21 protein-coding genes are annotated in these 21966 nt (G+C 72.1%); 7 read left to right on the forward strand and 14 right to left on the reverse strand.

Features of this window, described 5'->3' with window-relative positions; translation table 11 throughout:
• Positions 1 to 8: 8 nt before the first annotated feature.
• The 3 genes from ACZ6SQ_RS26390 to mshA form a co-directional block, all read right to left on the reverse strand.
• The gene (locus ACZ6SQ_RS26390; protein WP_469566226.1) at positions 9 to 1229 is read right to left on the reverse strand and encodes an FG-GAP-like repeat-containing protein; all 1221 of its coding nucleotides are present in this window, start codon (positions 1227 to 1229) and stop codon (positions 9 to 11) included.
• A gap of 88 nt (positions 1230 to 1317) precedes the next feature.
• Entirely contained in the window at positions 1318 to 1875 is a 558-nt protein-coding gene (locus tag ACZ6SQ_RS26395) for a type III secretion system chaperone family protein (RefSeq protein WP_469566228.1), read from the reverse strand.
• A complete protein-coding gene (gene mshA / locus ACZ6SQ_RS26400; RefSeq protein ID WP_469566230.1) occupies positions 1868 to 3208 on the reverse strand; it encodes a D-inositol-3-phosphate glycosyltransferase in 1341 nt (446 codons plus the stop codon). The genes ACZ6SQ_RS26395 and mshA overlap by 8 nt, the downstream gene beginning before the upstream one ends.
• A 367-nt stretch (positions 3209 to 3575) precedes the next feature.
• Between mshA and ACZ6SQ_RS26405 the strand changes: the two genes are divergently transcribed.
• The 3 genes from ACZ6SQ_RS26405 (at position 3576) to ACZ6SQ_RS26415 (ending at position 7376) form a co-directional block, all read left to right on the forward strand.
• A complete protein-coding gene (locus ACZ6SQ_RS26405) occupies positions 3576 to 4421 on the forward strand; it encodes a class I SAM-dependent methyltransferase (protein WP_469566232.1) in 846 nt (281 codons plus the stop codon).
• A gap of 257 nt (positions 4422 to 4678) precedes the next feature.
• On the forward strand, positions 4679 to 5767 hold the full coding sequence (locus ACZ6SQ_RS26410) for a C40 family peptidase (protein WP_469566234.1): 1089 nt from the start codon (positions 4679 to 4681) through the stop codon (positions 5765 to 5767).
• 334 nt (positions 5768 to 6101) lie between these two features.
• Positions 6102 to 7376: a PP2C family protein-serine/threonine phosphatase gene (locus ACZ6SQ_RS26415; protein WP_386377778.1), complete on the forward strand. Its 1275-nt coding sequence runs from the start codon at positions 6102 to 6104 to the stop codon at positions 7374 to 7376.
• A gap of 305 nt (positions 7377 to 7681) precedes the next feature.
• Here ACZ6SQ_RS26415 and ACZ6SQ_RS26420 read toward each other — a convergent pair whose 3' ends face one another.
• The 5 genes from ACZ6SQ_RS26420 to ACZ6SQ_RS26440 all read right to left on the reverse strand — a co-directional run bounded on the left by ACZ6SQ_RS26420 (position 7682) and on the right by ACZ6SQ_RS26440 (position 10442).
• Positions 7682 to 8014, reverse strand: coding sequence for a DUF2516 family protein (locus tag ACZ6SQ_RS26420; RefSeq protein ID WP_469566236.1), 333 nt, complete (start codon positions 8012 to 8014; stop codon positions 7682 to 7684).
• 122 nt (positions 8015 to 8136) lie between these two features.
• A complete protein-coding gene (locus tag ACZ6SQ_RS26425; protein WP_469566238.1) occupies positions 8137 to 8799 on the reverse strand; it encodes a hypothetical protein in 663 nt (220 codons plus the stop codon).
• Positions 8800 to 8882: 83 nt separating this feature from the next.
• Positions 8883 to 9323 (reverse strand): helix-turn-helix domain-containing protein, encoded by a 441-nt coding sequence (locus tag ACZ6SQ_RS26430; protein WP_469566239.1) that lies wholly within the window; start codon positions 9321 to 9323, stop codon positions 8883 to 8885.
• Between the two features lie 76 nt (positions 9324 to 9399).
• A complete protein-coding gene (locus ACZ6SQ_RS26435) occupies positions 9400 to 10005 on the reverse strand; it encodes a DinB family protein (RefSeq protein ID WP_469566241.1) in 606 nt (201 codons plus the stop codon).
• A gap of 92 nt (positions 10006 to 10097) precedes the next feature.
• Entirely contained in the window at positions 10098 to 10442 is a 345-nt protein-coding gene (locus tag ACZ6SQ_RS26440; protein ID WP_469566243.1) for a winged helix-turn-helix transcriptional regulator, read from the reverse strand.
• A gap of 70 nt (positions 10443 to 10512) precedes the next feature.
• On the opposite strand from ACZ6SQ_RS26440, the gene ACZ6SQ_RS26445 reads away from it, so the two are divergent.
• From ACZ6SQ_RS26445 to ACZ6SQ_RS26455, 3 genes are all read left to right on the forward strand, one after another.
• Positions 10513 to 11436 (forward strand): NAD(P)-dependent oxidoreductase, encoded by a 924-nt coding sequence (locus ACZ6SQ_RS26445; RefSeq protein WP_469566244.1) that lies wholly within the window; start codon positions 10513 to 10515, stop codon positions 11434 to 11436.
• A gap of 157 nt (positions 11437 to 11593) precedes the next feature.
• Positions 11594 to 12442 carry a nitroreductase/quinone reductase family protein gene (locus tag ACZ6SQ_RS26450; protein WP_469566246.1) on the forward strand — a complete coding sequence of 283 codons (849 nt, stop codon included), beginning with the start codon at positions 11594 to 11596 and terminating at the stop codon, positions 12440 to 12442.
• 250 nt (positions 12443 to 12692) lie between these two features.
• Positions 12693 to 13655 (forward strand): zinc-binding dehydrogenase, encoded by a 963-nt coding sequence (locus ACZ6SQ_RS26455; RefSeq protein WP_469566248.1) that lies wholly within the window; start codon positions 12693 to 12695, stop codon positions 13653 to 13655.
• Here the strand turns inward: ACZ6SQ_RS26455 and ACZ6SQ_RS26460 are convergent.
• The 5 genes from ACZ6SQ_RS26460 to ACZ6SQ_RS26480 form a co-directional block, all read right to left on the reverse strand.
• Positions 13652 to 14560, reverse strand: a complete 909-nt coding sequence (locus ACZ6SQ_RS26460) for a hypothetical protein (RefSeq protein WP_469566250.1) — start codon at positions 14558 to 14560, stop codon at positions 13652 to 13654. The two genes, ACZ6SQ_RS26455 and ACZ6SQ_RS26460, sit on opposite strands and share 4 nt — an antisense overlap.
• A gap of 82 nt (positions 14561 to 14642) precedes the next feature.
• Entirely contained in the window at positions 14643 to 16772 is a 2130-nt protein-coding gene (locus tag ACZ6SQ_RS26465) for a phosphotransferase (RefSeq protein ID WP_469566252.1), read from the reverse strand.
• Positions 16773 to 17034: 262 nt separating this feature from the next.
• Positions 17035 to 17913, reverse strand: coding sequence for a winged helix-turn-helix domain-containing protein (locus tag ACZ6SQ_RS26470; RefSeq protein ID WP_469566254.1), 879 nt, complete (start codon positions 17911 to 17913; stop codon positions 17035 to 17037).
• Between the two features lie 89 nt (positions 17914 to 18002).
• Positions 18003 to 18746 (reverse strand): HAD family hydrolase, encoded by a 744-nt coding sequence (locus ACZ6SQ_RS26475; protein WP_469566256.1) that lies wholly within the window; start codon positions 18744 to 18746, stop codon positions 18003 to 18005.
• Complete coding sequence (locus tag ACZ6SQ_RS26480; protein WP_389327918.1) at positions 18746 to 19624, reverse strand: GntR family transcriptional regulator; 879 nt, start codon at positions 19622 to 19624, stop codon at positions 18746 to 18748. Before ACZ6SQ_RS26480 ends, ACZ6SQ_RS26475 begins: the two co-directional genes overlap by 1 nt.
• Positions 19625 to 19769: 145 nt before the next feature.
• On the opposite strand from ACZ6SQ_RS26480, the gene ACZ6SQ_RS26485 reads away from it, so the two are divergent.
• Positions 19770 to 19958, forward strand: coding sequence for a hypothetical protein (locus ACZ6SQ_RS26485; protein ID WP_386377796.1), 189 nt, complete (start codon positions 19770 to 19772; stop codon positions 19956 to 19958).
• Between the two features lie 358 nt (positions 19959 to 20316).
• On the opposite strand, the gene ACZ6SQ_RS26490 is transcribed toward ACZ6SQ_RS26485, so the two are convergent.
• Complete coding sequence (locus ACZ6SQ_RS26490) at positions 20317 to 21570, reverse strand: GNAT family N-acetyltransferase (RefSeq protein WP_469566258.1); 1254 nt, start codon at positions 21568 to 21570, stop codon at positions 20317 to 20319.
• Positions 21571 to 21966: the final 396 nt, after the last annotated feature.

The raw sequence follows: 21966 nt of genomic DNA on the forward strand, positions 1-21966 counted from the left end.
TCTCGGGGTCAGAACGTGCCGTTCAGGCCGAACCAGTACGGGTCGGAGACCTCGCCGGGGTCGAGGGTGCCGTCGCCGCGGCCCGGGCGGGTGATCTGGCAGCCGACGCCTCGGCAGGTCTCTCCGATGTAGCCGGAGGTGCTGGTGGTGACGAGGTCGGCGCGGGCGTCGCCGGTGACGTCGCCGACGCCGACGAACTCGGAGACGACCTTCCAGCCGGTGGAGCCGACCAGGGTGCGCGCGCCGAGGGCGGCGGTGCGGCCCGGGTAGAGCCAGAGCTTGCCGGTCGCGGCCTCGCGGGCGTAGAGGTCGGGGCGGGCGTCGCCGTTGACGTCCCCGACGGCGACGAGGGCGTTCATGGAGTTCCAGCCGCCGGAGCCGATGAGCCTGCGGGCGCCGAGGGTGCCGGTGGAGGTGCCCGGGTACAGCCACAGCTTGCCCGTGGCCTTCTCGACCGCGATCAGGTCGGAGCGGCTGTCGCCGGTCAGGTCGCCGAAGGCGTGGATGCGGCTCATGGAGTTCCAGCCGCCGGAGCCGATCAGCCGACGGCTGCCGAAGGTGCCGGTGCCGGTGCCCGGGTAGAGCCAGAGCTTGCCGGTCGCGGCCTCGCGGGCGATGAGGTCCTCGCGGCCGTCGCGGCTGAAGTCGCCGTGCCGGGTGAGGGCGTTCATGGCGTTCCAGCCGCCGGAACCGATGAGCTTCCCGGTGCGGTTGCCGGGCAGGAACCACAGCCGGCCGGCCTTGTCGCGGACCAGGACGTCGGCCTTGAGGTCGCCGTTGAGGTCGCCGAAGCCGGCCGCCTCGGGCGTGGCCGCGGAGTACCAGCTCGGGTAGGCCCGGTAGTGGCACTCGCGTTCGGTGCGGACGAACCGCACCGAGCTGGCGGTGGCGTAGGCGTGGCCCCATTCGGTGCCCGCGGGGTCGGGGGCCCATACGTAGGCGCCGCCGGCCTCCGCGTAGTTCGGGTCGTCGTGCAGGCAGACGTACTGCGAGGTGTGGTTCACGACCGTGCGGAACGAGTTGTCCCAGGTGCCGAGCGTGGCCTTGTCGACGTTCGTCTTGAACATCGTGCCCGTACCGTCCTGCGACTTCCAGGCACAGAAGTAGCCGGACGGGCAGTCGCGGATCGCTGCCTGTGCGGGTGCCGCGCCCGTGCCGAGCAGGCCGAGCGAGGCGAGCCCCAGCGTCGTGGCCAGCGCGGCCAGACGCCGAAGCGGGGATATGCGCATGTGTTCCCTCCCTGAGGCGGCGCGGAGAGACGCTCGACGCGCCGCGAGAGGAAGATACCGTGACCGGCCCTCGGAACGATCAACGAATTTACGCGGGCGGATCCTGGCGTTCCGGGAGCTGGGCCTGGCCTTCGGGGAGCTGGGCCTGGCGTTCCGGGCGCTGGGTGAGGTGGGCGAACGCGTCCAGGTTGCGGGTGGACTCGCCGCGGGAGACGCGCCACGCGTACTCGCGCCGGATGGAGGTCGCGAAGCCGAGTTCGAGCAGGGTGTTGAAGCCGCCGTCGGCGGCCTCCAGCACCTGGCCGAGGAGACGGTCGATCTCCTCGGGGGTGACGGAGGCGAGGGCGGTCTTGCCGGTGACGTAGACGTCTCCGAGGGGGTCGACGGCGTAGGCGATGCCGTAGAGCTTGAGGTTGCGCTCCAGGAGCCAGCGGTGGACGCCCGCCTCGTTCTCGTCGGGGTGGCGGATGACGAAGGCGTTCAGGGACAGCGAGTGCCGGCCGACGATCAGGGAGACGGTCGTGGAGAGCTTGCGGGTGCCGGGGAGCTTGACGACGTAGTGGCCGGGGCGGGGGCTCTCCCACTCCACTTCCGCGTCCTCGAGGGCGTCCTCGACGGTCCGCGCTGCCTTCTCTGCGTCACCCATGGTGGGAGCGTACGCGACGGCGGTGGGCGTGCAGGGCGGCCGTGTAGACCTCGGCGGTGGCAGCCGCCGAGGTGTCCCAGCCGAAGGAGCGGGCGTGCCGGGCGGCGGCCTGGCCCATGGCCGCCGACAGATGCGGTGTGTCGGCGAAGTCGCGCAGCACGCGCGCGTAGGCGGCCGGGTCGTGGCCGCGCACCAGGAAGCCGGTCTCGCCGTCGCGCACCGCCACCGGCAGTCCGCCGACCGCGGCCGCGAGCACCGGCGTCCCCGCCGCCTGCGCCTCTATGGCGACCAGCCCGAAGGATTCGCTGTACGACGGCATGACCAGCACCGAGGCCGCGCGGAACCAGTCCGCCAGCTGGGCCTGGCCGACCGGCGGGCAGAACCGTACGACGTCCGCGATGCCGAGCCGCGCGGCGAGCTTCTGCAGGCCCTCGGGCTTGGCCAGCCCGCTGCCGCTCGGTCCGCCGACGACCGGGACCAGCAGCCGGGAGCGCAGCTCGGGGCGCTGGTCCAGCAGGACGGCGACGGCGCGCAGCAGCACGTCGGGGGCCTTCAGGGGCTGGATGCGGCCCGCGAAGAGGGGGATCAGGGCGTCCTGGGGCAGGTCCAGACGGGCGCGCGCGGCGGCCCGGCCGTCGGCGGGGCGGAAGCGTTCGAGGTTGACGCCGGGGTGGACGACGGCGACCTTCGCGGGGTCGGCGGCGTAGTGCCGGACGAGTTCGTCGGCCTCCTCGGCGGTGTTGGCGATGAGCCGGTCCGCCGCGGCGACGATCTGGGTCTCGCCGATGACGCGGGCGGCGGGCTCGGGGGTGTCGCCGTCGGCCAGGTTGGCGTTCTTGACCTTGGCCATGGTGTGCATGGCGTGCACCAGGGGCACGCCCCAGCGCTGGGCGGCGAGCCAGCCGACGTGACCGGAGAGCCAGTAGTGCGAGTGGACGAGGTCGTAGTAGCCGGGCCGGTGACCCGCCCAGGCCTGCATCACGCCGTGCGTGAAGGCGCACAGCTGGGCAGGGAGGTCCTCCTTGGCGAGGCCCTCGTAGGGTCCGGCGTCGACGTGCCGGACGGTGACGCCGGGGACGATCTCCACCGTGGGCGCGAGGGCCGCGGTGGTGGCCCGGGTGAAGATCTCGACCTCGATGTTGATGGCGGCGAGCCGCTGGGCGAGCTCGACGATGTAGACGTTCATGCCGCCCGCGTCGCCGGTGCCCGGCTGGTGCAGCGGGGAGGTGTGCACGGAGAGCATCGCCACGCGCCGGGGGCGGCGGTGCCCGAGCCTGAGCCGTGAGGGGGCCGCCGCCGAACGACGCCCGAGCCTGCCGACGTAGTGGCTCACGGGGCGGTCCTCCTTGCTGCGGGCATGCCGGACGGTGGGCTCGCGCCCTCCGAGGGGCGTCAACGACGGAGGGCCCGGATCCATTTCCGCGCCGGACGTCTTTGCCGAATCATTACGCGCAATCGCGCAAACGTTCGATACTATGCCGCGTCGCGCGCCGGGGCCGGGCAACGCGTGCCGCGCCCCGACCGCCGGGTACCTTCTTCGGACGCCGAGCGCGCCTCCGCCTCGCCCTGAGGCACGCCCGGCCGTCGGGCCCTTCGCGGACGCCGAGCACGACCCGCCTCGCCCCGGGGCACCCCTCCGGACGCCGAGCGCGCCCTCGCCTCGCCCCGGACCACGTCCCCGCCCGCATACCCTCGTATCCATGACTCCCCGTGCCCCCCTCCCCCACGCTCGGCTCCGCTCGAGCGGGGGGAACCCCGTCGTGGGCACGGTCACGCGCGGGACGACCAACCCCAACCGGCTGCGCCGCATGGACCGCTGGATCGCCGCCACGCACGGCGCCGAACTGCGCCGGGCCGCCGACCCCGTGGCGGTCGACCTCGGCTACGGCGCCGCCCCCTGGACGGCCGTCGAACTGCTCGGCCGACTGCGCACGGTCGCGCCCCGCGCGCGCGTGGTCGGCGTCGAGATCGAACCCGCGCGCGTGGCGGCCGCCCGGCCCTACGAACGCGAGGGGCTGACCTTCCGGCACGGCGGGTTCGAGATCCCCGTCCCCCAGCGGCCGCTGCTCATCCGCGCCGCCAACGTGCTCCGCCAGTACGACGAGGAAGCCGTGGAGGCCGTCTGGGAGCGGCTGTGCGCCCGCCTCGCCCCGGCGGCCGGGGCCTCGCGCGGCGGGCTGCTCGTGGAGGGGACCTGCGACGAGATCGGGCGCCGGCACGTTTGGGTCGCCCTCGGCCCGGAGGGGCCGCGCACGGTCACCTTCGCCACCCGGCTCGGCTCCCTGGAGCGGCCCTCGGACCTCGCCGAGCGGCTGCCGAAGGCCCTGATCCACCGCAATGTGCCCGGCGAGCCGGTGCACGCCTTCCTTCGCGACTTCGACCGCGCGTGGGCCGCGGCCGCGCCCTACGCCTCCTACGGCGCGCGCCAGCGCTGGCTGCGCACGGTGCGGGACCTCGCGGCCGACTGGCCGGTGACGGACGGGCCCGCGCGCTGGCGGCACGGCGAAGTGACGCTGAGCTGGGAGTCCTTGGCGCCGCGCGGGTAAGGGCGCGACGGCAGGCAGGTGAACTGTTCGGGCGTGGGGTCCCCCTCCCGGGTGACGTGCGGGAACGATGGCACGGAGTCGTTCGTCACATCGGCGGGGAGATCGCCATGACCGGGCGGCTCAGGGGGATGGAAGCCCTCGTCCAGTGTGTCCGGGGACGTACGCCGTCGTACCGCCTCTGTCGTTCTGGGCGTCGGCGTGGCACGATCCCCCAGGCACCGTAAGTTACTGACGGTTAATCAGCTGGGGGCAGAGGTATGGGAACGGGCAAGCGCGGGCTGATCACAGCGGCCGTGACCGTCGTGTGCGCGGTCACCGTGCTGGCGGCGCCCGGCACGGCGTTCGCCGCACCCGACCCCACCCCGGCACCCGGACCGCCGGCCTCCGTCACCCGCGTGACTCCGGCCACCAACAAGGACCTTGAGGCGGTACGGCAGCGGCTGGAGACGCTCTACCACGACGCGGCCGTCGCCACCGACCAGTACAACGCCGCCGAGGAGAAGGCCCGCAAGCAGTCCGCGGAACTGGTCTCGCTGGCCAAGAAGATCGTCGCGGGCCGGGAGAAGCTGGCGGACCTCAAGGACCGCGCGGGCCGCGGCGCCGCCGCCCAGTACCGCACCGGCGGGCTGCCGCCCGAGGCGCAGCTGGCCCTCAGCGACGACCCGGGCGACTTCCTCGACGGCCACGGTCGCATCCGCCAGGGCGAGCGCGCGACCAAGCACCTCCTCGGCGAAATGACCCGGACCCAGCAGGACTTGGAGCAGTACGCCAGGGACGCCTCCGCCCAGTGGTCCAGGCTGGAGGCCAACCGCCAGGCGAAGGCCACCGCCAAGAAGAAGATCAGGAAGCGGATCGCCGAGGCGGAGGAACTCGAGTCACGGCTCGAGAAGGAGGAGAAGGAGCGCCTGGCCGCTCTGGAGCGGGCCGCCGCCCACAGGGCCCAGACCGACTGGCTCGGCACCGGCGTCCTGGACGGCAACACCGCGGGCGCCTCCGAACAGGGCGTGCGAGCGGTCGAGTTCGCCATCGCCCAACAGGGCAAGCCGTACGTCTGGGGCGCCGAGGGCCCCGACTCCTACGACTGCTCCGGCCTCACCTCCGAGGCCTGGGCGCAGGCCGGGCTCGTCATCCCCCGCACCTCGCAGGCCCAGTGGGACCAGCTGACCCGGGTCGCCGTCGAGGACATGCGGCCCGGCGATCTCATCATCTACTACGACGATGCCAGCCATGTCGGCATGTACATCGGCGACGGGCAGATCGTCCACGCCCCGCGCCCCGGCCGGAACGTGACGGTCACCGGCGCGGGCTCGATGCCGATACTCGGGGTGGTTCGCCCCGATGCGTAACGGGTTGTACGGCCGTGCCGGGTGGGACTCGAGCGGGCCGACAGCGCGTCGCGGCGGCCGTACGGGCGCGTGACGCACGCCTCGTGACGGGGACCACGTGACCTGGCGCACGCCAAGTCCGCCTCAAACCGGGCGAGGACGTGACGTTCGTCATCCCCCTGAGGCGGGTACCTCGCCCAACTGCGGTACGGAACGCGGCATATGACAGCGACCTGACGGCGGACCGCGTGCCGTACACCATTCCGCTGCGACGGCGACACCCGCTAAGGTCCCGACGGTGGGTCGAGGTCCTTCGCCCCGCCATGCCCTCGGGGGGAGGGAAGGAACACTGGAAATGCCCGTACCCGTACCGCGGCAGAGAGCGATCCCGGCCGTGGAGAGTGGTCAGGCGCAGGCCGCGTCCACCGCCGGCCTCACCAAGGAGGACACCGCCGCCCCCCTCACGCTGTTGCTGATAGAGGACGATCCGGGCGGCTCGGTGATCGTGCCCGACCTGATCGACTCCTCCGGCCAGCCCATCCGCGTCCGCACGGCCCGCAATCTCACCGAGGCCGAGCGGCTGCTCACCGACGACGTCCACTGCATCCTGCTGGACCTGGCGCTGACGGCGCCCGGCCGCGCGGGCGAGGAGCCGGACGACGAGCTGGCCGTGCTCCGGCACGTCCTCCGGCTCGCGCCCCGGCACGCCGTGCTCGCGCTCACCGCGTCCGGCGACGCCGAGCGCGGCGCGCAGGCGGTGCGGGTCGGTGCCCAGGACTACCTCTTCCGCGACGAGCTGGACGGCCGGCTGCTGAGCCGGGCGATCCGCTACGCCGTGGAACGCAAGCGTTCCGACACCGCCGAGCGCAGGCTCGCCGAGGGCCGGATGCGGGCCCAGGAGAACCGGCGGCTGGAGCGCGGGCTGCTGCCCACGCCGCTGCTGGAGGGCTCCTCGCTGCGCTTCGCCGCGCGCTACCGGCCCGGCCGTTCGCGAGCCCTGCTGGGCGGCGACTTCTACGACGTCGTCCGCACGCCGGACGGCACGGTCCACGCCATGATCGGCGACGTCTGCGGGCACGGGCCCGACGAGGCGGCCCTCGGGGTGGAGCTGCGCATCGCCTGGCGGGCGCTGACGCTGGCCGGGCTGTGCGGGGACCAGCTGCTGAGCACGCTCCAGCAGGTGCTGGAGCACGAGCGGTCCGACGAGGAGATCTTCGCGACGCTGTGCACGGTGGACATCGCGCCGGACGGGCGCCGGGCCGGGCTGTGCCTGGCCGGGCACCCGGCCCCGCTGATCTCCCGGCCGGGCCGTACCGCCCGGCTGCTGCCGTACGAGAACAACGGCCCCGCCCTCGGGCTGCTGCCCGGTGCGCGGTGGCCGCGTATGCAGGTGGAGCTCGGGGCCGAGTGGAGCCTGATGCTCTACACCGACGGGCTGATCGAGGGCCGGGTCGGGCCGGGGCTGGAGCGGCTCGGGCAGGACGGGATGGTCGAGATGGTCCGGCGGCAGCTGGCGGAGGGGTTGCGCGGGGAGGAGTTGCTGCGGGCCGCAGTGCATGAGGTGCGTGAGCTGAATGGTGGGGAGCTCACTGATGATGTGGCTGTGCTGCTGCTGGACCGCGTGCCGTAGCCTCCGGCGGTTGGCCAGGTGGGGGGTGGGTGGTCCCTGCGCGTTGTTCGGGTGCGGGCCGTCTTGGGCTGGTCGCGCCGTTCCCCGCGCCCCTTTGAGGCCCGGGGGCGTCACCGAGCAGCTGGGATTGCCGGGGTGTTTTGCGGAGTGCGGGTCGTCTTGGGCTGGTCGCGCCGTTCCCCGCGCCCCTTTGGGGGATCTGCGCCCGGGGGCGTCACGGGACGACTGGGTGCGCGGTTCCCCGCGCCCCTGGGGCGGGGGCGGTCGGGGCGTCAGGGATCAAGCCGGAGAGCCGGTGGCGTTGGTCAGCGGCCGCCGTTCCACGGGCCGTAGGGGCCGTCGCTGCTGCTGCCGCCTTTGCGGGGTCCGGAGATCTGGCGGACTGCCGGGCGGACGTCGACCATGTACACGATCGTGCCGATGAGGCCGATGATCGGCAGGAACGACAGGATGCCGAAGATCAGGCTCACGACGAACGCCAGCCCGAGGATCACCAGCCAGAACGTCTTGGTCTGCTTGTCGGCGGCGCGATAGGCGTCCTCGCGGCGCACCGCCGCGTCCACCAGCGCGAAGCCGCTGAACAGGGTGAAAGCCAGACTCAGCAGGGACATGAACCCCGCGAAACCCTGCATCAGCATGATGTCCACCCTCCGATTCGGCTCGTCCTCACGCGATCACCGTACCCGCAAGCGGGGCCCGGCTACCCGAACAACGGACCGGGCGCCCTGGAAGTGCCCGGTCCGTCGTCCCCGGCCGGCGTTCATTCGGCCGGCGGGGTCGCCTTCTTCGCCGCGGTCTTGCGCGCGGGCGCCTTCTTCGCCGGAGCCTTCTTCGCCGGGGCGGCGGCCTTGGCCTCGGCGGGCTTCTGCGCTGCGGGCTCGTCCTTGACCGCGACCGGCTGGGGCTTGGGAGCGGGCTCGGGCTCGACCGCCACCGCGAGGTCCTCCAGCTCCTCGGCGGCCTCGCCGCGCCAGGCCCTGACGGTCTGCTCGCCGTGCTCGGCGACCTTCTCGTAGGTCTCGCGGGCCTTGACCGCGTACTCGGCGGCCACGCCCACCCCGCGCAGCGCGAGGTCCTGGGCGGACTCGCCCAGCCGCTTCAGGTCGGCGTCGATCGTGCTGCCGAGCTTCTTCAGGTCGCCGTCGAGGGCGCCGATGAACTCGTTGACCCGGGCCTGGATGGTCTCCTGCGCCTCACGGGCCTTGGCCTGTGCCTCCTTGGCGCGCGTGGCGGCGCGCTCCTGCACGGCCCGGGTGTCGGTGTTGCGCACCGCCTCGATCCGCGCGGGGGCCTCGGACCGCAGCTGCTCGACCAGGCCCGGCACCTTCTTCGCCTGCTGGAGGGCCAGATCGGCGGTGCCGGCGGCGAAGTAGAGCGGGGTCGGGTCGCTGAAGGTCTTGCGCAGGTCGTCGGTGATGGCCATGGTGAGGGTCCTCCCGGACTCGCTTGCTGCTTTCGGCTGAGGGTCTGGTGGGTCCGCAGTCGGCGGCCGGTCCCCTGGTCCGGTCAACCGGCCGTCTGCTGCGGCTCCCCGTCGGCATCGTCCACGGCGTCGGCGGGCACATCGGTGTGCTCGCCGGTGTGCCGCTCGGTCGTCGAGGTGCCGTTCTCCTTGCGGAACGACTCGTAGATCTGGAGCAGCACCTGCTTCTGCCGCTCGTCGAGCGTGGGGTCGGCGAGGATGACGGCGCGCGTCTCCACGTCGTCCCGGTCGCGCTCGGCGTCCAGGATCCCGGCGCGGACGTACAGCGTCTCCGCGGAGATCCGCAGTGCCTTGGCGACCTGCTGGAGCACCTCCGCGCTCGGCTTGCGCAGCCCGCGCTCGATCTGGCTCAGATACGGGTTCGACACCCCGGCGGCCTCCGCGAGCTGCCTGAGCGACAGCTGCGCGCTGCGCCGCTGCTCCCGCAGGTACTCACCGAGGTTGCCGACATTGAGCGATGCCATGGCTCCACTGTGCACCCAACCTGCTAACAATTGCAAGCACGCTGCTTGCAAGAGTTATCCCGCACAGCGGCCGACGCTACGACCGGTACCGGCCCTCCGCCTCCCGCGCCGCCTTCTCCAGACGCTCCCGGTACTCCTCCCACCAGCGCGGGTCGTCCGAGGGGACGCTGGTGTTCGTCTCGTTCATGCCGACCGCGCCGTCGATCAGCTCGCGCAGGATGTCGGCGTGCCCGGCGTGCCGCTGGGTGTCGGCGACGACCCGGGCCACGGCGTGGTGCAGCGTCACCTCGTCCCGGCCGTCCGGCCACCACGGCACGCGGCCCACGGTCTCCAGCGGCAGCGCGTCGATCGTCGCGTCCGCGTGCGCCCACGCCCGGCGGTACAGACCGACGACGTCCTCGCGCGACTCCTCCGGCGTGACCCACATGTCCGCGTTGGTCTCGGCGTCCTGCGCCAGCCAGGGCAGGGCCTCGCCGGACGGCCTGCCGAACGTGTCGCCGAGGTAGCCGAGTTCCACCCCGGCCACGTGCTTGACCAGGCCCAGGATGTTCGTGCCGGTCGGCGTCATGGGGCGGCGGGCGTCGTACTCGGACAAGCCCTCCAGCTTCCACAGCAGCGCGTCACGGGCGGACTGGAGATAGAAGCGGAGAGCGACCTTGGGGTCGGGATCAGCGGGATTCATGGGGCCAGTGTGTCCACAGGGGCGCCGCCGTACCCACTTTTTTGTGGGTACTTGGCAGCATCCGCCCGCCGCGCGAGGCTGGACGCAGGTGATCAGGAGGCCGTGGCCGCGAGTCGCTCCAGGCGGCGGTGGCCCCAGTCTGAGAGGGGGGCGAGGGCCTCGGAGAGTTCACGGCCGAAGGCGGTCAGCGAGTACACCGTCTTCAGCGGCAGGACGTCGTACACCTCACGGTGCACCAGACCGTCCTCCTCCATCTCGCGCAGGGCCTGAGTCAGCACCTTCTCACTGAGGCCCGGGAGCCGCCGGCGCAGTTCGCCAGGGCGCTGCGGGCCGGATTCCAGCAGCCACAGCAGCGCGGTCTTCCACTTGCCGTCGATCACCGAGATCGCGGCGGTCACTCCGCAGACGTTCGAGTCGTACGCACGGCCGCGCGTCATCCTCGCCCCTTTTCTGGTGAGTTGTTCACTTGTTCCGTCAATTCTGTCGTTTTCCTTGAGGAGTTGCATCATGTCCGAGTACGAGGACCAGTCTGCCGTCACCGTCATCGGCCTGGGCCCGATGGGCCGGGAGCTGGCCGGAGCCTTCCTGGACTCCGGGCTGCGTACGACCGTCTGGAACCGTACGCCCGGCAAGGACACCGAGCTGGTCGCCCGCGGGGCGCGCTCGGCGCCTACCGCGCGGGCGGCCGTGGAGGCGAGCGAGGTCGCCGTGGTGTGCCTGGTGAACTACGACGCGGTGGACGCGGTGCTGCGCTCCGACGAGGTCGCCCCCGCGCTCAAGGGCCGCACGGTCGTCAACCTCAGTGCCGACACCGCCGCGCGGGCCCGGGACCTGGGCGCCTGGGCGGCGGACCGCGGTGCCGGGTATCTCGACGGGGCGATCATGACCCCGGCGCCGAGCATCGGGACGGCCGACGCGGTGTTCCTGCACGCCGGCCCGGTCGCGCTGTACGAGTCCGTGCGGGGCCTGCTGGGCGCGCTCGGCGGCACCCACACGCACGTCGGGGAGGAGATCGGCCGGGCCGCGGCGTACGACCTCGCGCTGCTGGACGTCTTCTGGACGGCGATGTCCGGGTACGCCCACGCCCTGGCGATGGCCGGTGTGGAGGGGATCTCCCCGCGGGAGCTGGCCCCGTTCGCGCAGGGCATCGCGGCCATCCTGCCGCCGCTGTTCGAGGAGATGGCCGGGGACGTGGAGGACGGCACATACTCCGGCCGGATCAACCCGATCACCTCGGGGGTGTCCACGATGTCCCACATCGTGCACGCCTCGGAGGCGAACGGCATCGACGCGAGCGTGATGCGCGCGACGGAGGGTCTGGCACGCCGGGTCATCGGCCGCGGTCACGGCGAGGACGGCTTCCTCCGGGTGACCGAGCTGCTCCTCGCGACCGCCGGAAAAGGCCTTGCCGGTCCCGGGGAGCGCAGCTAGCGTCGCCGGTATGACTGCCGGGTCGGCCTTGTGCCGTGAGCGAGTTGGGTGCCCGGCCTCTGAGTGAGGCCACCCGGGCGGGCCAGGAGCCCGCCTGCCCCGTTTCTCATCAGGACGTTCCAGGACGAGACATGAGAGACGGAGAAGACGAAACCGCATGCCCAACGAGTTCGACGAGTTCAACGCGTTCAATCAGCGTGTCATCGAGGAGTTCCGGGCCAACCGGGGCCGGGTCGGAGGGCCCTTCGAGGGCGGACGGCTGCTGCTGCTGACCACCGAGGGCGCCCGCAGCGGGCGGCCGCACACCACGCCCGTCGGCTATCTCCCCGACGGCGCCGAGCGGGTACTGGTGATCGCCTCGGCGGGTGGTTCGCCGAGGCATCCCGCCTGGTACCACAATCTGCTCGCGCATCCCGAAGTGACCGTGGAGAGCGGTGCTTTCACCTACCGGGCGCGGGCCGTGCCCCTCACCGGCGAGGAGCGCGACCTCGCGTTCGCCCGGGCCGTCGAGTCCGATCCGGGCTGGGCGGAGTACCAGAGGCAGACCCGGCGGGTGATCCCCGTGGTCGCCCTGCACGAGATCGGGGGCGACGGGCCGCCGAACATCAACGCCGGGTCGCTCGCCGAGGCGATCAAGGTCGTCCATGACGCCTTCCGCCGTGAACTCGGCCTGCTCAGGCAGGAGATGGCTCGGCAGGGTCCCCTGCTCGGCGCCCAGCTCCGGGTCAACTGCCTGACCTTCTGCCACGGGCTGCACAACCACCACACGGGCGAGGACCTGGGCCTCTTCCCGATGGTCGCGGCCCGCAGCCCCGAGGCGGAGGGGGCGCTGGTCCGGCTCAAGGAGGAGCACGAGCGGATCGCCGGGCTGATCGAGGAGCTGCGGGCCGCCGTCGACACCGGCGACACGGACTCCGCCCGCGCGGAGGTGGACCGGCTGACGGCCGAGCTGGAGGCTCATCTCACCTACGAGGAGGAGCAGTTGATCCCGCTGCTGGGCCCCTGAGGCCGACCGGCGAGTCGCCCTACCCGTCGGACAGCCCGTCGGCCGTCCGGTGGGCCGGGGAACGGCAACGGCCGCGTGCTCCGGGAACGCCCGGCAGGGACCGGAAGCGGTCCCTGACACCGCCGGCAGCGGCCGCACGCTCCGAGAGCGCCCCCTGCCCAGCCGGCGCACCCCGGACCCGGCCTTGACCTCAACCCCGCTCGAGGTCGAAGACTGCGGGCACGGCAGTCGATCACCCCTGGGGGAAGCCATGCGAGCGGTGCACGTGACGGAGTTCGGCGGTCCGGAGGTCCTGGTCCCGGTGCGGGCGCAGGACCCGGTGCCCGGGCCCGGCGAGGTGCTGATCGAGGTCGCCTACGCCGACACGATCTTCCTGGAGACCCAGCTGCGGTCCGGCTGGGGCCTGGACTACTTCCCCGTCCGGCCGCCGTACGTCCCCGGGGGCGGGGTATCCGGTGTGGTGCGCGCGCTGGGCGACGACGTCGAAGAGGTCTGGCTGGGGCGGCGGGTCAGCGCGTTCGTCACGGGCAGCTACGCGGAACTGGCGGTGGCGGCGGCCGACGCGCTGACCGTCGTACCGGAGGATCTCGACCTGCTTCCGGCCGCCGCGCTCGTCCACGACGGCGTCACCGCGGGCGGCCTCGCCGAGCGGGTCGGGCTCGGGACCGGGGACCGGGTGCTGATCCTGGGCGCGTCCGGCGGCATGGGCACGCTGCTCGTCCAGCTGGCCCGTGCCCGGGGCGCCCATGTCGTGGCGCTCGCCCGCGGGGAGGCCAAGGCGGCGCTGGTGCGGGAGCTGGGCGCGCACGCGGTGGTGGACCCGGGCGCGCCCGACTGGCCCGGCCGGGCCCGCGAAGCCCTCGGCGGCGCGGCGGACGTCGTCCTCGACGGCGTCGGCGGCAACCTCGGCCTCACCGCCTTCGCCCTCACCGCCGACGGCGGCCGCTTCTCCGCCCACGGCGCGCCCTCGGGCGACTTCGCCCCGGTCGACCCCGAAGAGGCCGGGCGCCGCGGCATCACCCTCTTCGGCATCCGGGACGTCCAGTTCTCCCCCACCGACCTGCGCCGGCTCACCACCCTCGCCTACACCGAGGCGGTCGCCCGCCGCCTGCGCCCGGTGATCGGCGAGGTCTTCCCCCTGGCCCACGCCGACCGCGCCCACGCGGCGATCGAGGGGCGGGGGGTGGTGGGGAAGGTGGTGCTGGAGGTCTAGGAGGCCGCTCCGGCGGAGCCGGCCGACGCGCTCTGCCGCCAGCTCGGAACCGACGCCAGGTCCCAGAGGCTGTCGAACGTCCTGATCCATGTCTCCCCGGTGGTGTCCGGCACGGGGCGCCCGCCGACCACGGAGACGTAGAGGTCGGTCCGAAAACCCTTGGGGTCGTAGTAGAGAGCCTCGGACAGGGAATGCGGCCTGCGCACCGACAGGTCGTACAGGCCGCTCAACACCTGCTTGCGGTTGAAGATGCAGACCTTGTTCAAGGGATATCCGGCGTAGACCCGGTACTCGCACTCGACGGTGACCCGGCCCCTCTCGGTCAGCCTCGTGACCAGACGTGACAGTCGCATGTCGTAGCCCCGGCAGTGATCCTCCAGGCCACTGCGGAACGTCGGATCGTCGATCGGTTCGTTGTGCTCACCCACCCTCGCCGGCACCAGCATCGGCCGGGCGAAGTCCGGTACGAGCATCCTCACCCGGACACTACGGGTGGCACCGGGATCGTCGGTGAGGTCCTCCAGGCGGTGGTACAGCTCGCTGAACAGCGTCTCTCCGGTGTAGCCGAAGAAGCTGATCTCCACGTCCCGTGCCCGGAACGCCCGCCTCACCAGTTCGCCGAGCCGGTCGGAGTTCACCAGCGTCCGCTCCGGCATGCGGACGTAACCGGTCAGCTCCTTCACCGAGTCGTACAACACGAACGCGACCAGGCTGAACAGCGCTCCTCCGAGGTACGCCTTGTCCTCCAGCGCGTCGCCCACCGGGTCGACGAACTGCGCGACCAGCCCGGTGACGAAGATCCCCATCAGCAGCACACGCGTCGCCAGCGACTCGAACCGCTGCTGACGGCGGCGCAGCCACCACACCACTCCCCTGTTCGCCGCCCCCTCGCCCTGCCCGGACATGCGATCCCCCTCCCGCACCAGCGGCCGACACAGTGTCAGACACCGGTCGCGCGCCCCCCGTTCGGCTTCTCCCATGGTCCTCTCAGGCCAGTGCGCGGACAAGCCGTGAGTCGGCGGCCGGGGGGCGGCGCAGGCCCAGATGGGCCAGGGCCGTGCTGAGCGTCATGGCATAGGCGTCCACAGCCCGCCGGACGTTGGGCACGTCCAGGCTCGAACCGCTCACCAGGCGGTCCAGGTCCACATACGCCGATCGCACGGTCTCCAGTCGGCGATAGACCCGCCAGTCCTCGGCCCAGCCGCGGGTGTACTCCGGCAGCATCCGTTCCGACCAGCGGCGGAACATGCGGTCCCGGATCTCCGGCCGCGTCGGAGTGAGATGCATGTGCCGGACCAGGTCGTGGAGCGGGTCGCCCACGAGAGCCATCTCCCAGTCGATGATGGTCAGCGCCCGGTGGCCGGGGCCGCGCACAAGGTTCCACGGGTTGAGGTCCCCGTGCAGCAGCATGGGTTTGCGTGCCGTGACCTGGTAGCACGCCAGGATCTGCCGCAGCCGGGACGCGTCGGGCAGCCCGAGGCACCGGGCCAGTTGCCGGGTTCCGTCCGGCAGCCCCGCGACCAGCACGGCGAGCTGGTCGCACAGCCAGGTGTGAAAGCCGCCCTCACCGGCCGTGGGGTCGATGCGCTTGCAGTCGACCCGGGCCAGTTCGCACAGCTGGTCGACGAGCCCGTCCGCCTCGTGCGGCAGCAGGCCGTACACCGGGTGGGCGGGCGGCCCGTCCAGGTCGAGCGGTCCGGCGTAGGTGTGGACGGCGAACAGCTCTCCCTGCCCGCACCGGCCCAGGGCGAGCACCCTGGGCACGGCGACGTCGGCCCCGGACTCCTCGACAGCCCGCAGAACGGCGTGCTCACTGAGGTAGCGGGGTTCGCGCCGCTCGGCGTCGGTCACCTTGCGCCGCACCACGACGGGGAAGTCGACACCAGTCACCTGGACCACGGTGCTGAGATGCGCTGTTCCCTTGAACACCCGGTGGGCCGGCACCGCGCCCTCCGCGAGCAGGGCCTGAGTCACGGCGGCGCCCGGAAAGTCGGGGTGCTCCGCCAGTCTGCCGTCCGGCTCCCAGCCGACGCTTGAGAACGACCAGCCGTCGGCACCCGCCCGCGAGGCGCTCCAGCGGCGCAGTGTGCGGCCGATCTCACTCCGGTCGGGCAACCGCACCAGTCGCAGCGGCCCCACGGCCGCCTCCAGTGCCCGTTCCACCGCCTCCGCCGCCCGGTCAAGGGCCGGTTCGTCGCAGGTCTCCTCCAGGGAACGGGCGGCCCGCATCACCTCGACGAAGCCGGACCGCGCCCGCTCGAAGTCGACGTAGTGGCCGAGATCCCTCGCGAGACCGTTCAGGGCCGCCGGGCGGCTCTGCCCCATGGCTTCCGCCCAGGCATGGATCACCTCGTCCCACTGCCCGGCCGGGTACTTCATGCGCCACAGGTGTGCCGCCAGGTCGTAGAGGTGATCGCCGTAAGTGGCCAGTTCCCAGTCGATGGGGACGACAGGGGTGTCGTCGTGCGGGACGATCACATTGCCCCGGTGCAGGTCGCCGTGGAGGAGACCGTAGGGCCGCCGGGCCATGGCGGGAACTCTCTCCCGCAGCAGTCCCAGCGCGCCGTCGGGTACACCCAGCGCCTTGAACAGGCCACCGAAGACGGGCCAGTTGGGATGCAGTACGCGCTGTTCGGTGAGATCTACCAGGGTCTGGAGGAACGCACGGCCGTCGGTGTGGTTCGCGGGCCACCGGGCCGGCAACGGAGGAACGGCGGCCCGGCGCACCCGCGCCGTCGCGGCGAGCGTCCCCACCAGCTCCCTGACAAACAGGCTGTCGACGGGCTTGCCCTCCGGGCAGTGCCGGGCCAGGGTGTGGCCCCGCACGAAGCCGAGGACCGAGACCCCGTCCTCCTCCACCAGGCACTCCGGCACGCCCGGCAGCACCGGCCGCACCGCCCGCAGAATCCCCGCCTCTCGCCGCCAGGTCCTGGCCGCGCCGGGCGCGGCGTCGGGGCGGCGCAGCCGCACGGTCACCTTGATGCCCGGGCTCCGGCTCACCCAGGGCGCGAGGTCCTTCGGAAGGGACAGCTCGAAATTGCGATGGTGGTGGCCGGTGCGCTCCCTGCCTTCGGTGCCGGCGCGTTCGACGAACGCCTGGAGAACACCGACGGGCAAAGGACATTCGTCCACTGGCCGCTCCGGGGACTGTCATGAGGATGGCGAAGTAGAGCAAAGGTAAGGCTCAACCGATACAGCCGACGACCAGAGCCGGGGTCGAGTGGGCAATGTGAGTGGCCTGCCACTCTCCGGCATGAGCTCGTTCGAACCTGCGCGAAATCCCACCGCTGCCCGTACGGACGACCACGGTGGCGTGCGCGGTGCGGGCATGCTAGCGCAGCGCAGGGCCGTTCTCGGCGCTTACGGCCGTCAGGGCAGGTCAGTCCTCGTCAGCGAGGAATGTCCACACCGATTCGAACCACGACCGCATGCTCTCCACGAACACGGACCCCGGTGAGTCGCGGTCCTCGTCCTTCACATGGTGGGTGAGGGTGGCCCCGAGCCCGAGCACGTCCAGGGCGGTGACCACGCCGTCGTCCAGGGCGAGCGGCCGTTCGATGAACTCGTACGGGCCGTGCAGCGCCTCGTCGCCGTTGAACAGGTAGAGCTTGAAGGCCGGCGCCAGCGGCACCCGCCGGACCCGCACGTCCACGGAATCCACGAGGCCCTCGGTGCCCAGGTCCAGGAGCGCCCCGCGCAGTGACTCCGTGTGGCGCGCGGTGATCGTGTGCAGCCGCTCGAGGAGTCTGAGGTCGTCCGGGTCGCCCTTCACCCGGGGATAGGGCAGAGGGATCGCCGGGGACGGCAGCAGCAGGCGCAGGCCGATGCGCTCCGGAGCGATGAACCCGCCCCGGATGCGTTCCACCTGGAGTCTCAGATGGGGATCCAGACTCTCCGAGGTCAGGGTGAAGACGTCCAGCGTCACCTCGGGCTTCTCGAACGCCTCGCTGATGAGCGGGCCGAGGGTGACGCCCCGGCGGGAGCGGGTGGCCCTGGCCGTCGAGGACTGTATGCGCTGGGTCTTGATCACTCGCGAACCGCTGCCCTGCCGCGACTCGATCCAGCCCTCGTCGACCAGGTCGCGCAGCGCGCGCTGGACGGTGTCCCGGGAGACCTCGAACTCCTCGGCGAGGTCCCGCTGGGAGGGCAGGAACGACCGCAGCGGGTACGTCCCGTCGGTCATCCTCGACCGCAGTTCGTCGGACACCCGCTGGAACTCCCTGCCGCCGCCGTCCGGAGCCGCGTGCTGCTCGCCCATCCCCCGACCGTACCGATGCTCGGCCCAGTCGCGCGCCGGATCCCTTCAACAGCCTGTCCGGCCGCCGTCCTGGCCACCCTGCTGATGCTTCAGGCCTGAGCGCGGACCGCCGTCAGGACGGGTTCCAGGGATCTGACCACCGACTGCGCGCCGACGGCTCGCAGGGCCTTCTCCTTGCGTTCGTTGCGCGCGTAGCCGAGGAACGGTACGCCCGCCTCCCGGGCGGCCTCGAAGTCGGTCGTCGCGTCGCCGATCATCAGGGCGTCGGCGGGGGCAGCGCCGGTGGCGTTGAGTGCGCGGTTGAGGCAGTGGGGGTCGGGCTTGAGGAGGTGGAGGTCCTGGGTGCGGCCGTAGATGTGCGGGGCGAAGCAGGCGGAGAGCCCGCGGCCGGCGAGGTAGTCGCGGACCACGCGCGGGGAGTTGTTGGTGGCTACGGCGAGCCGGACGCCGACGGCGGTCCAGGTGCGGATCAGCGGGTCGGCGTAGGCGGTCGGCATCGCGGACGGCGCGGCCCGCCCCTCGTGCCGGGTGAGGCGCTCCTCCAGCTCCGTGACGAGGTCGCTGCCGGGGTGGCGGCGGTCCACCGCCCGCATCACCACGACCGGGTCCAGTGAGTCCCTCTCGGCCTCCGTCAGAAGGCCCTTGAGCCCTCTGCCCTCCAGCCACCGCACCAGATCGCCCGCCACCTCCCGCGCCGAATGCCCGGCGAACAGGCGGCAGATCGGGCCGTCGAAGTCCCAGAGCACCACCCGCGCACGGCCGACGAGATCCCGCAGCCGCCCGGGGTCCTGCTCCGGGAGCGTCCGTCCAGTCTGCTCAGTCTCAGAAGTCACTAGGAGAGTGTCAGGTCCGTGGTGATGGTTTCCCAGAGGGCGTTGAACCACAACTGGGACTGCTCCACGAACGCCTCCTCCAGCTGCCCGCCGCGTTTTTCGAAGGAGAACAGCAGCGACTCGGTGCCGAGCACGTCGTACATGTCGAGGGTCTCGCCGTCGGCCTGTTCCTCGCGGCGGGCGACCATGTAGTACGCGAACAGGGCCTCGGTGCCGTTCAGCAGGTACAGCTTGGTCGGCGGGGTGAAGGGCAGGGCCCGGAAGGCGACCCGGACGTCGATGCCATGGGTGGACCGCAGGGCCTGGAGGTTGTGCCGCAGGACATGCCCCTGCGCGTTGCGCTGGGCGAGCCAGCGCTGGTGGACGGCGTCGTCGTCGCCGCGGCCCTCGACCGGGACCGGGAAGGCGAGGTTGATCTTCCGGGAGGGCAGCAGCAGGCGTACGTCGATCGACTCGGGGTGGACCCGGCCCTCGTGGATGTGGCGCAGCGGTTCACCGAGGGCCAGCATCAGCGTCTCGGCGGTCAGACAGGCGGCGTCGATCCGCACATGCCGGGCGGAGAACGCCTCGGACAGGCGCGGGGCCAGGGCGACCATGGTGGGCTGCGGCTCGTGCTGCGCGGGGGCGGGCTCGGCGATGCGCGGGGGGCTGCCCTTGCTCACGTTGCTGAGCAGCCCGTCCTCCTGGAGGGCGCGCAGGGCCTGGCGGACCGTGCCGCGCTCCACCCCGAACTCCTCGGACAGCTCGGCCTGGGTCGCCAGCCGGTCCCCGGCCTTGAGCTCCCCGGTCCGGATCCGCTCGCGCAGAGTGTCGGCTATCTCCTGGGGCGTGAGCCTTCTGCTGCCGTTCACTGCCACGTTCTCCTGGTCCACGACCAAACGCTACAACTAGCACCCATCTATGGGCAGTTGCTTGGAAGTTGTTTATGAGTATCGACCAAGTGGGGACAACTTAATCAGAGTTGGTCACCAACTCGACCAAGTTGGCGGAAGCTTTACCTCCCTTCCGAAAGGGGGAACCACCGTGCCCGTCCTCGCCCTCCTGTCCGCCGTCCTCGTCATCGCCATGGAACAGCTCATCCAGTCGACGTACGGCCCCACCGGCATCGTCGGCCTGCTCCTGCTCACCATCGGCATCAAGGCGAAGAACCCCGCCGTCAGCTCAGTGGGCGCGGTCGTCCTCGCCCTGCTGCTGACCGGTCCCGCCCTGTGAGGCCGACCACGGCCGTCTGCCGTCCCCCGGTCCGGCGGCGGCCCGGACCGAGGGCCACGACTTCCCGCCATCTCTCGACGACTCCCCCACGGGTGGTTAGAGACGGCCTCCAAGTGGAGATAACCAGAGTGGAGTTGGTCACCAACTCCCACCACCTGGTTCCACTTCAAGGGGGTTGGCCCCAGCCGGGCTCCCTTCCGGAGGGGAGCCGGGAGCCCGGCGGACGCACAGCCACAACTGAACCCGCACAGCCACAACTGAACAGCACCGTCACAACAGAAGACGCACAGCCACAACTGAACAGCTCGCTACGGATGCACAAGTCACCCAGCAACCGGCCGGAGGGAGCGGAAACCCGTCAGAACACGTCCGGGCACCACGCCCGCCTGGACGTGCGCAGCAGGGCGTCGGCCACCAGCGCGGCGCCCGCTCGCTGTTCCCCGACACGGCCCAGCGCGGCGAGCCGCACCGCCGACTCGTCCCCGAGCCACAGCGCCCCCAGCTCGGCCACGTCCAGCACCAGGTCGGCCTCCCGTGCCGTCACCGCACAGGACGCGCCCTCCGGGGAGGCCCGGAGCAGATAGCGCCCGCCGGCCAGCCCCGCGGCGTCGGCCACCTCCAGCACCAACTCGCCCTCACCGGCGTACGTACGCGCCTCGAGCGCCCGTACGACGTCCAGGATCCGCACCCACAGCCAGTCCGACTGCGTCGTGATCCGCGCGGCCCGGGGGTCCGGCAGCAGCAGCGGCAGCAGATCGTCCGGGGCCCGCCACCCCGAGTTCACCTGACTGATCCAGTCGATCGAGCACAGGTAGTGCCACAGACCCCGCTCGGCCGCCGGGCTCGCGGCCGCCATCCAGTCCACGTCCGCCGTGTTGTGCGGCTGCTTCGCCTGCCAGTTGTCGTCCGACCGGTACGACACGATGCCCTCGACCTCGCCGCGCGCCGAGCGGTACACCGCGAAGAACGGCTCGCTCCAGGGACTGCGCACCAGCCGCAGCGCGCCCGTGTGCACCTGCCACCACCGCTCGCCGCGGTCGACGGCACCCGGCTGCGCCCGCCGCACCCGCTCGAACAGCTCCGGTCCGGCCTTGCGCACGAACTCGGGCTCCACGAGGTCGATCCGTCCGCCGTCCCCGGGCCCCGCCCACCGCCGGTCCAGCCCGGTCCGCTTCACGTCGACCGTCCACTGCGCGGCCCAGGTGCCCGGCCCGAACCCGAACCGCCCGTAGATCGGGTACTCGGCGGCGATCAGCGTCGCGACGACGTCACCGCGCTCCTTGGCCGCCGCCAGGTCCATCGTCATCATCCGGCTGAGCAGGCCACGCCGCCGGTGCGTGGCCGTCACCGTCACGTTGGAGATGGCGTCCGCGGGCACCGCCGCCCCGCCGACCGCCGTGATCTCCTGGGCGAACGAACGGAACGTGGCCACGCACCGCCCGTCGTCGAACGCCCCGAGCGTGCGGTGCGGTTCGATGTACGAGCTCCGGTCGGCGACCTCCTCGGGGGAGGACTCGGGGGTGCGCAGGAATCCCGTGTTCAGAGCGCGGGACCAGTCGGCGATCTCATCGGTGGTGATGGGACGTACGGCGATATCGGCGTGGCCAGTCATGGAGCCACCGTAGGTCTGCCGCTCAACTGTGTCGCGCGCATTTGAACGCCGAAGCAGGGGCGGCGCGCAGTTCGGCGTCAGCGAGGTTCCGCCCGGTGGGGGCTGAGGGCGGGGCGGTGCGCAACTCGGCGCGACGAGGTGCCTCCCCCCGAGGGGGGACCCCCAGCCCACCCGTGCCGCCCTGGGGGTACCTCCCAGGCCCTTAAGGCACTGGGGGAGGCACGCATGCCCGCAGCGGCGCCGCGTACGGCGGCAAGGGGACGGGGCGGGGGGTGTCCGCCCGCAGCGGCCGCCGTCAGACACCAGAACCCCCGTAGGAAACCCGATCGGCGGACCGAGGACGGACACCCCCCGCCCCAGCCCCGCACCACCCACAAACCGCAGGCGTCCCCACCG

The sequence above is a fragment of the Streptomyces sp. NPDC048600 genome (assembly GCF_055587025.1).

Coding starts and splice junctions, on each gene's coding strand:
- ACZ6SQ_RS26455 (WP_469566248.1), top strand. CDS start 12,693: ATGCGAGCGGTGCACGTGACGGAGTTCGGCGGTCCGGAGGTCCTGGTC.
- ACZ6SQ_RS26425 (WP_469566238.1), bottom strand. CDS start 8,799: ATGGCCATCACCGACGACCTGCGCAAGACCTTCAGCGACCCGACCCCG.
- ACZ6SQ_RS26430 (WP_469566239.1), bottom strand. CDS start 9,323: ATGGCATCGCTCAATGTCGGCAACCTCGGTGAGTACCTGCGGGAGCAG.
- ACZ6SQ_RS26405 (WP_469566232.1), top strand. CDS start 3,576: ATGACTCCCCGTGCCCCCCTCCCCCACGCTCGGCTCCGCTCGAGCGGG.
- ACZ6SQ_RS26460 (WP_469566250.1), bottom strand. CDS start 14,560: ATGTCCGGGCAGGGCGAGGGGGCGGCGAACAGGGGAGTGGTGTGGTGG.
- ACZ6SQ_RS26410 (WP_469566234.1), top strand. CDS start 4,679: ATGGGAACGGGCAAGCGCGGGCTGATCACAGCGGCCGTGACCGTCGTG.
- ACZ6SQ_RS26415 (WP_386377778.1), top strand. CDS start 6,102: ATGCCCGTACCCGTACCGCGGCAGAGAGCGATCCCGGCCGTGGAGAGT.
- ACZ6SQ_RS26470 (WP_469566254.1), bottom strand. CDS start 17,913: ATGGGCGAGCAGCACGCGGCTCCGGACGGCGGCGGCAGGGAGTTCCAG.
- ACZ6SQ_RS26445 (WP_469566244.1), top strand. CDS start 10,513: ATGTCCGAGTACGAGGACCAGTCTGCCGTCACCGTCATCGGCCTGGGC.
- ACZ6SQ_RS26440 (WP_469566243.1), bottom strand. CDS start 10,442: ATGACGCGCGGCCGTGCGTACGACTCGAACGTCTGCGGAGTGACCGCC.
- ACZ6SQ_RS26490 (WP_469566258.1), bottom strand. CDS start 21,570: ATGACTGGCCACGCCGATATCGCCGTACGTCCCATCACCACCGATGAG.
- ACZ6SQ_RS26450 (WP_469566246.1), top strand. CDS start 11,594: ATGCCCAACGAGTTCGACGAGTTCAACGCGTTCAATCAGCGTGTCATC.
- ACZ6SQ_RS26420 (WP_469566236.1), bottom strand. CDS start 8,014: ATGCTGATGCAGGGTTTCGCGGGGTTCATGTCCCTGCTGAGTCTGGCT.
- ACZ6SQ_RS26395 (WP_469566228.1), bottom strand. CDS start 1,875: ATGGGTGACGCAGAGAAGGCAGCGCGGACCGTCGAGGACGCCCTCGAG.
- ACZ6SQ_RS26390 (WP_469566226.1), bottom strand. CDS start 1,229: ATGCGCATATCCCCGCTTCGGCGTCTGGCCGCGCTGGCCACGACGCTG.
- ACZ6SQ_RS26435 (WP_469566241.1), bottom strand. CDS start 10,005: ATGAATCCCGCTGATCCCGACCCCAAGGTCGCTCTCCGCTTCTATCTC.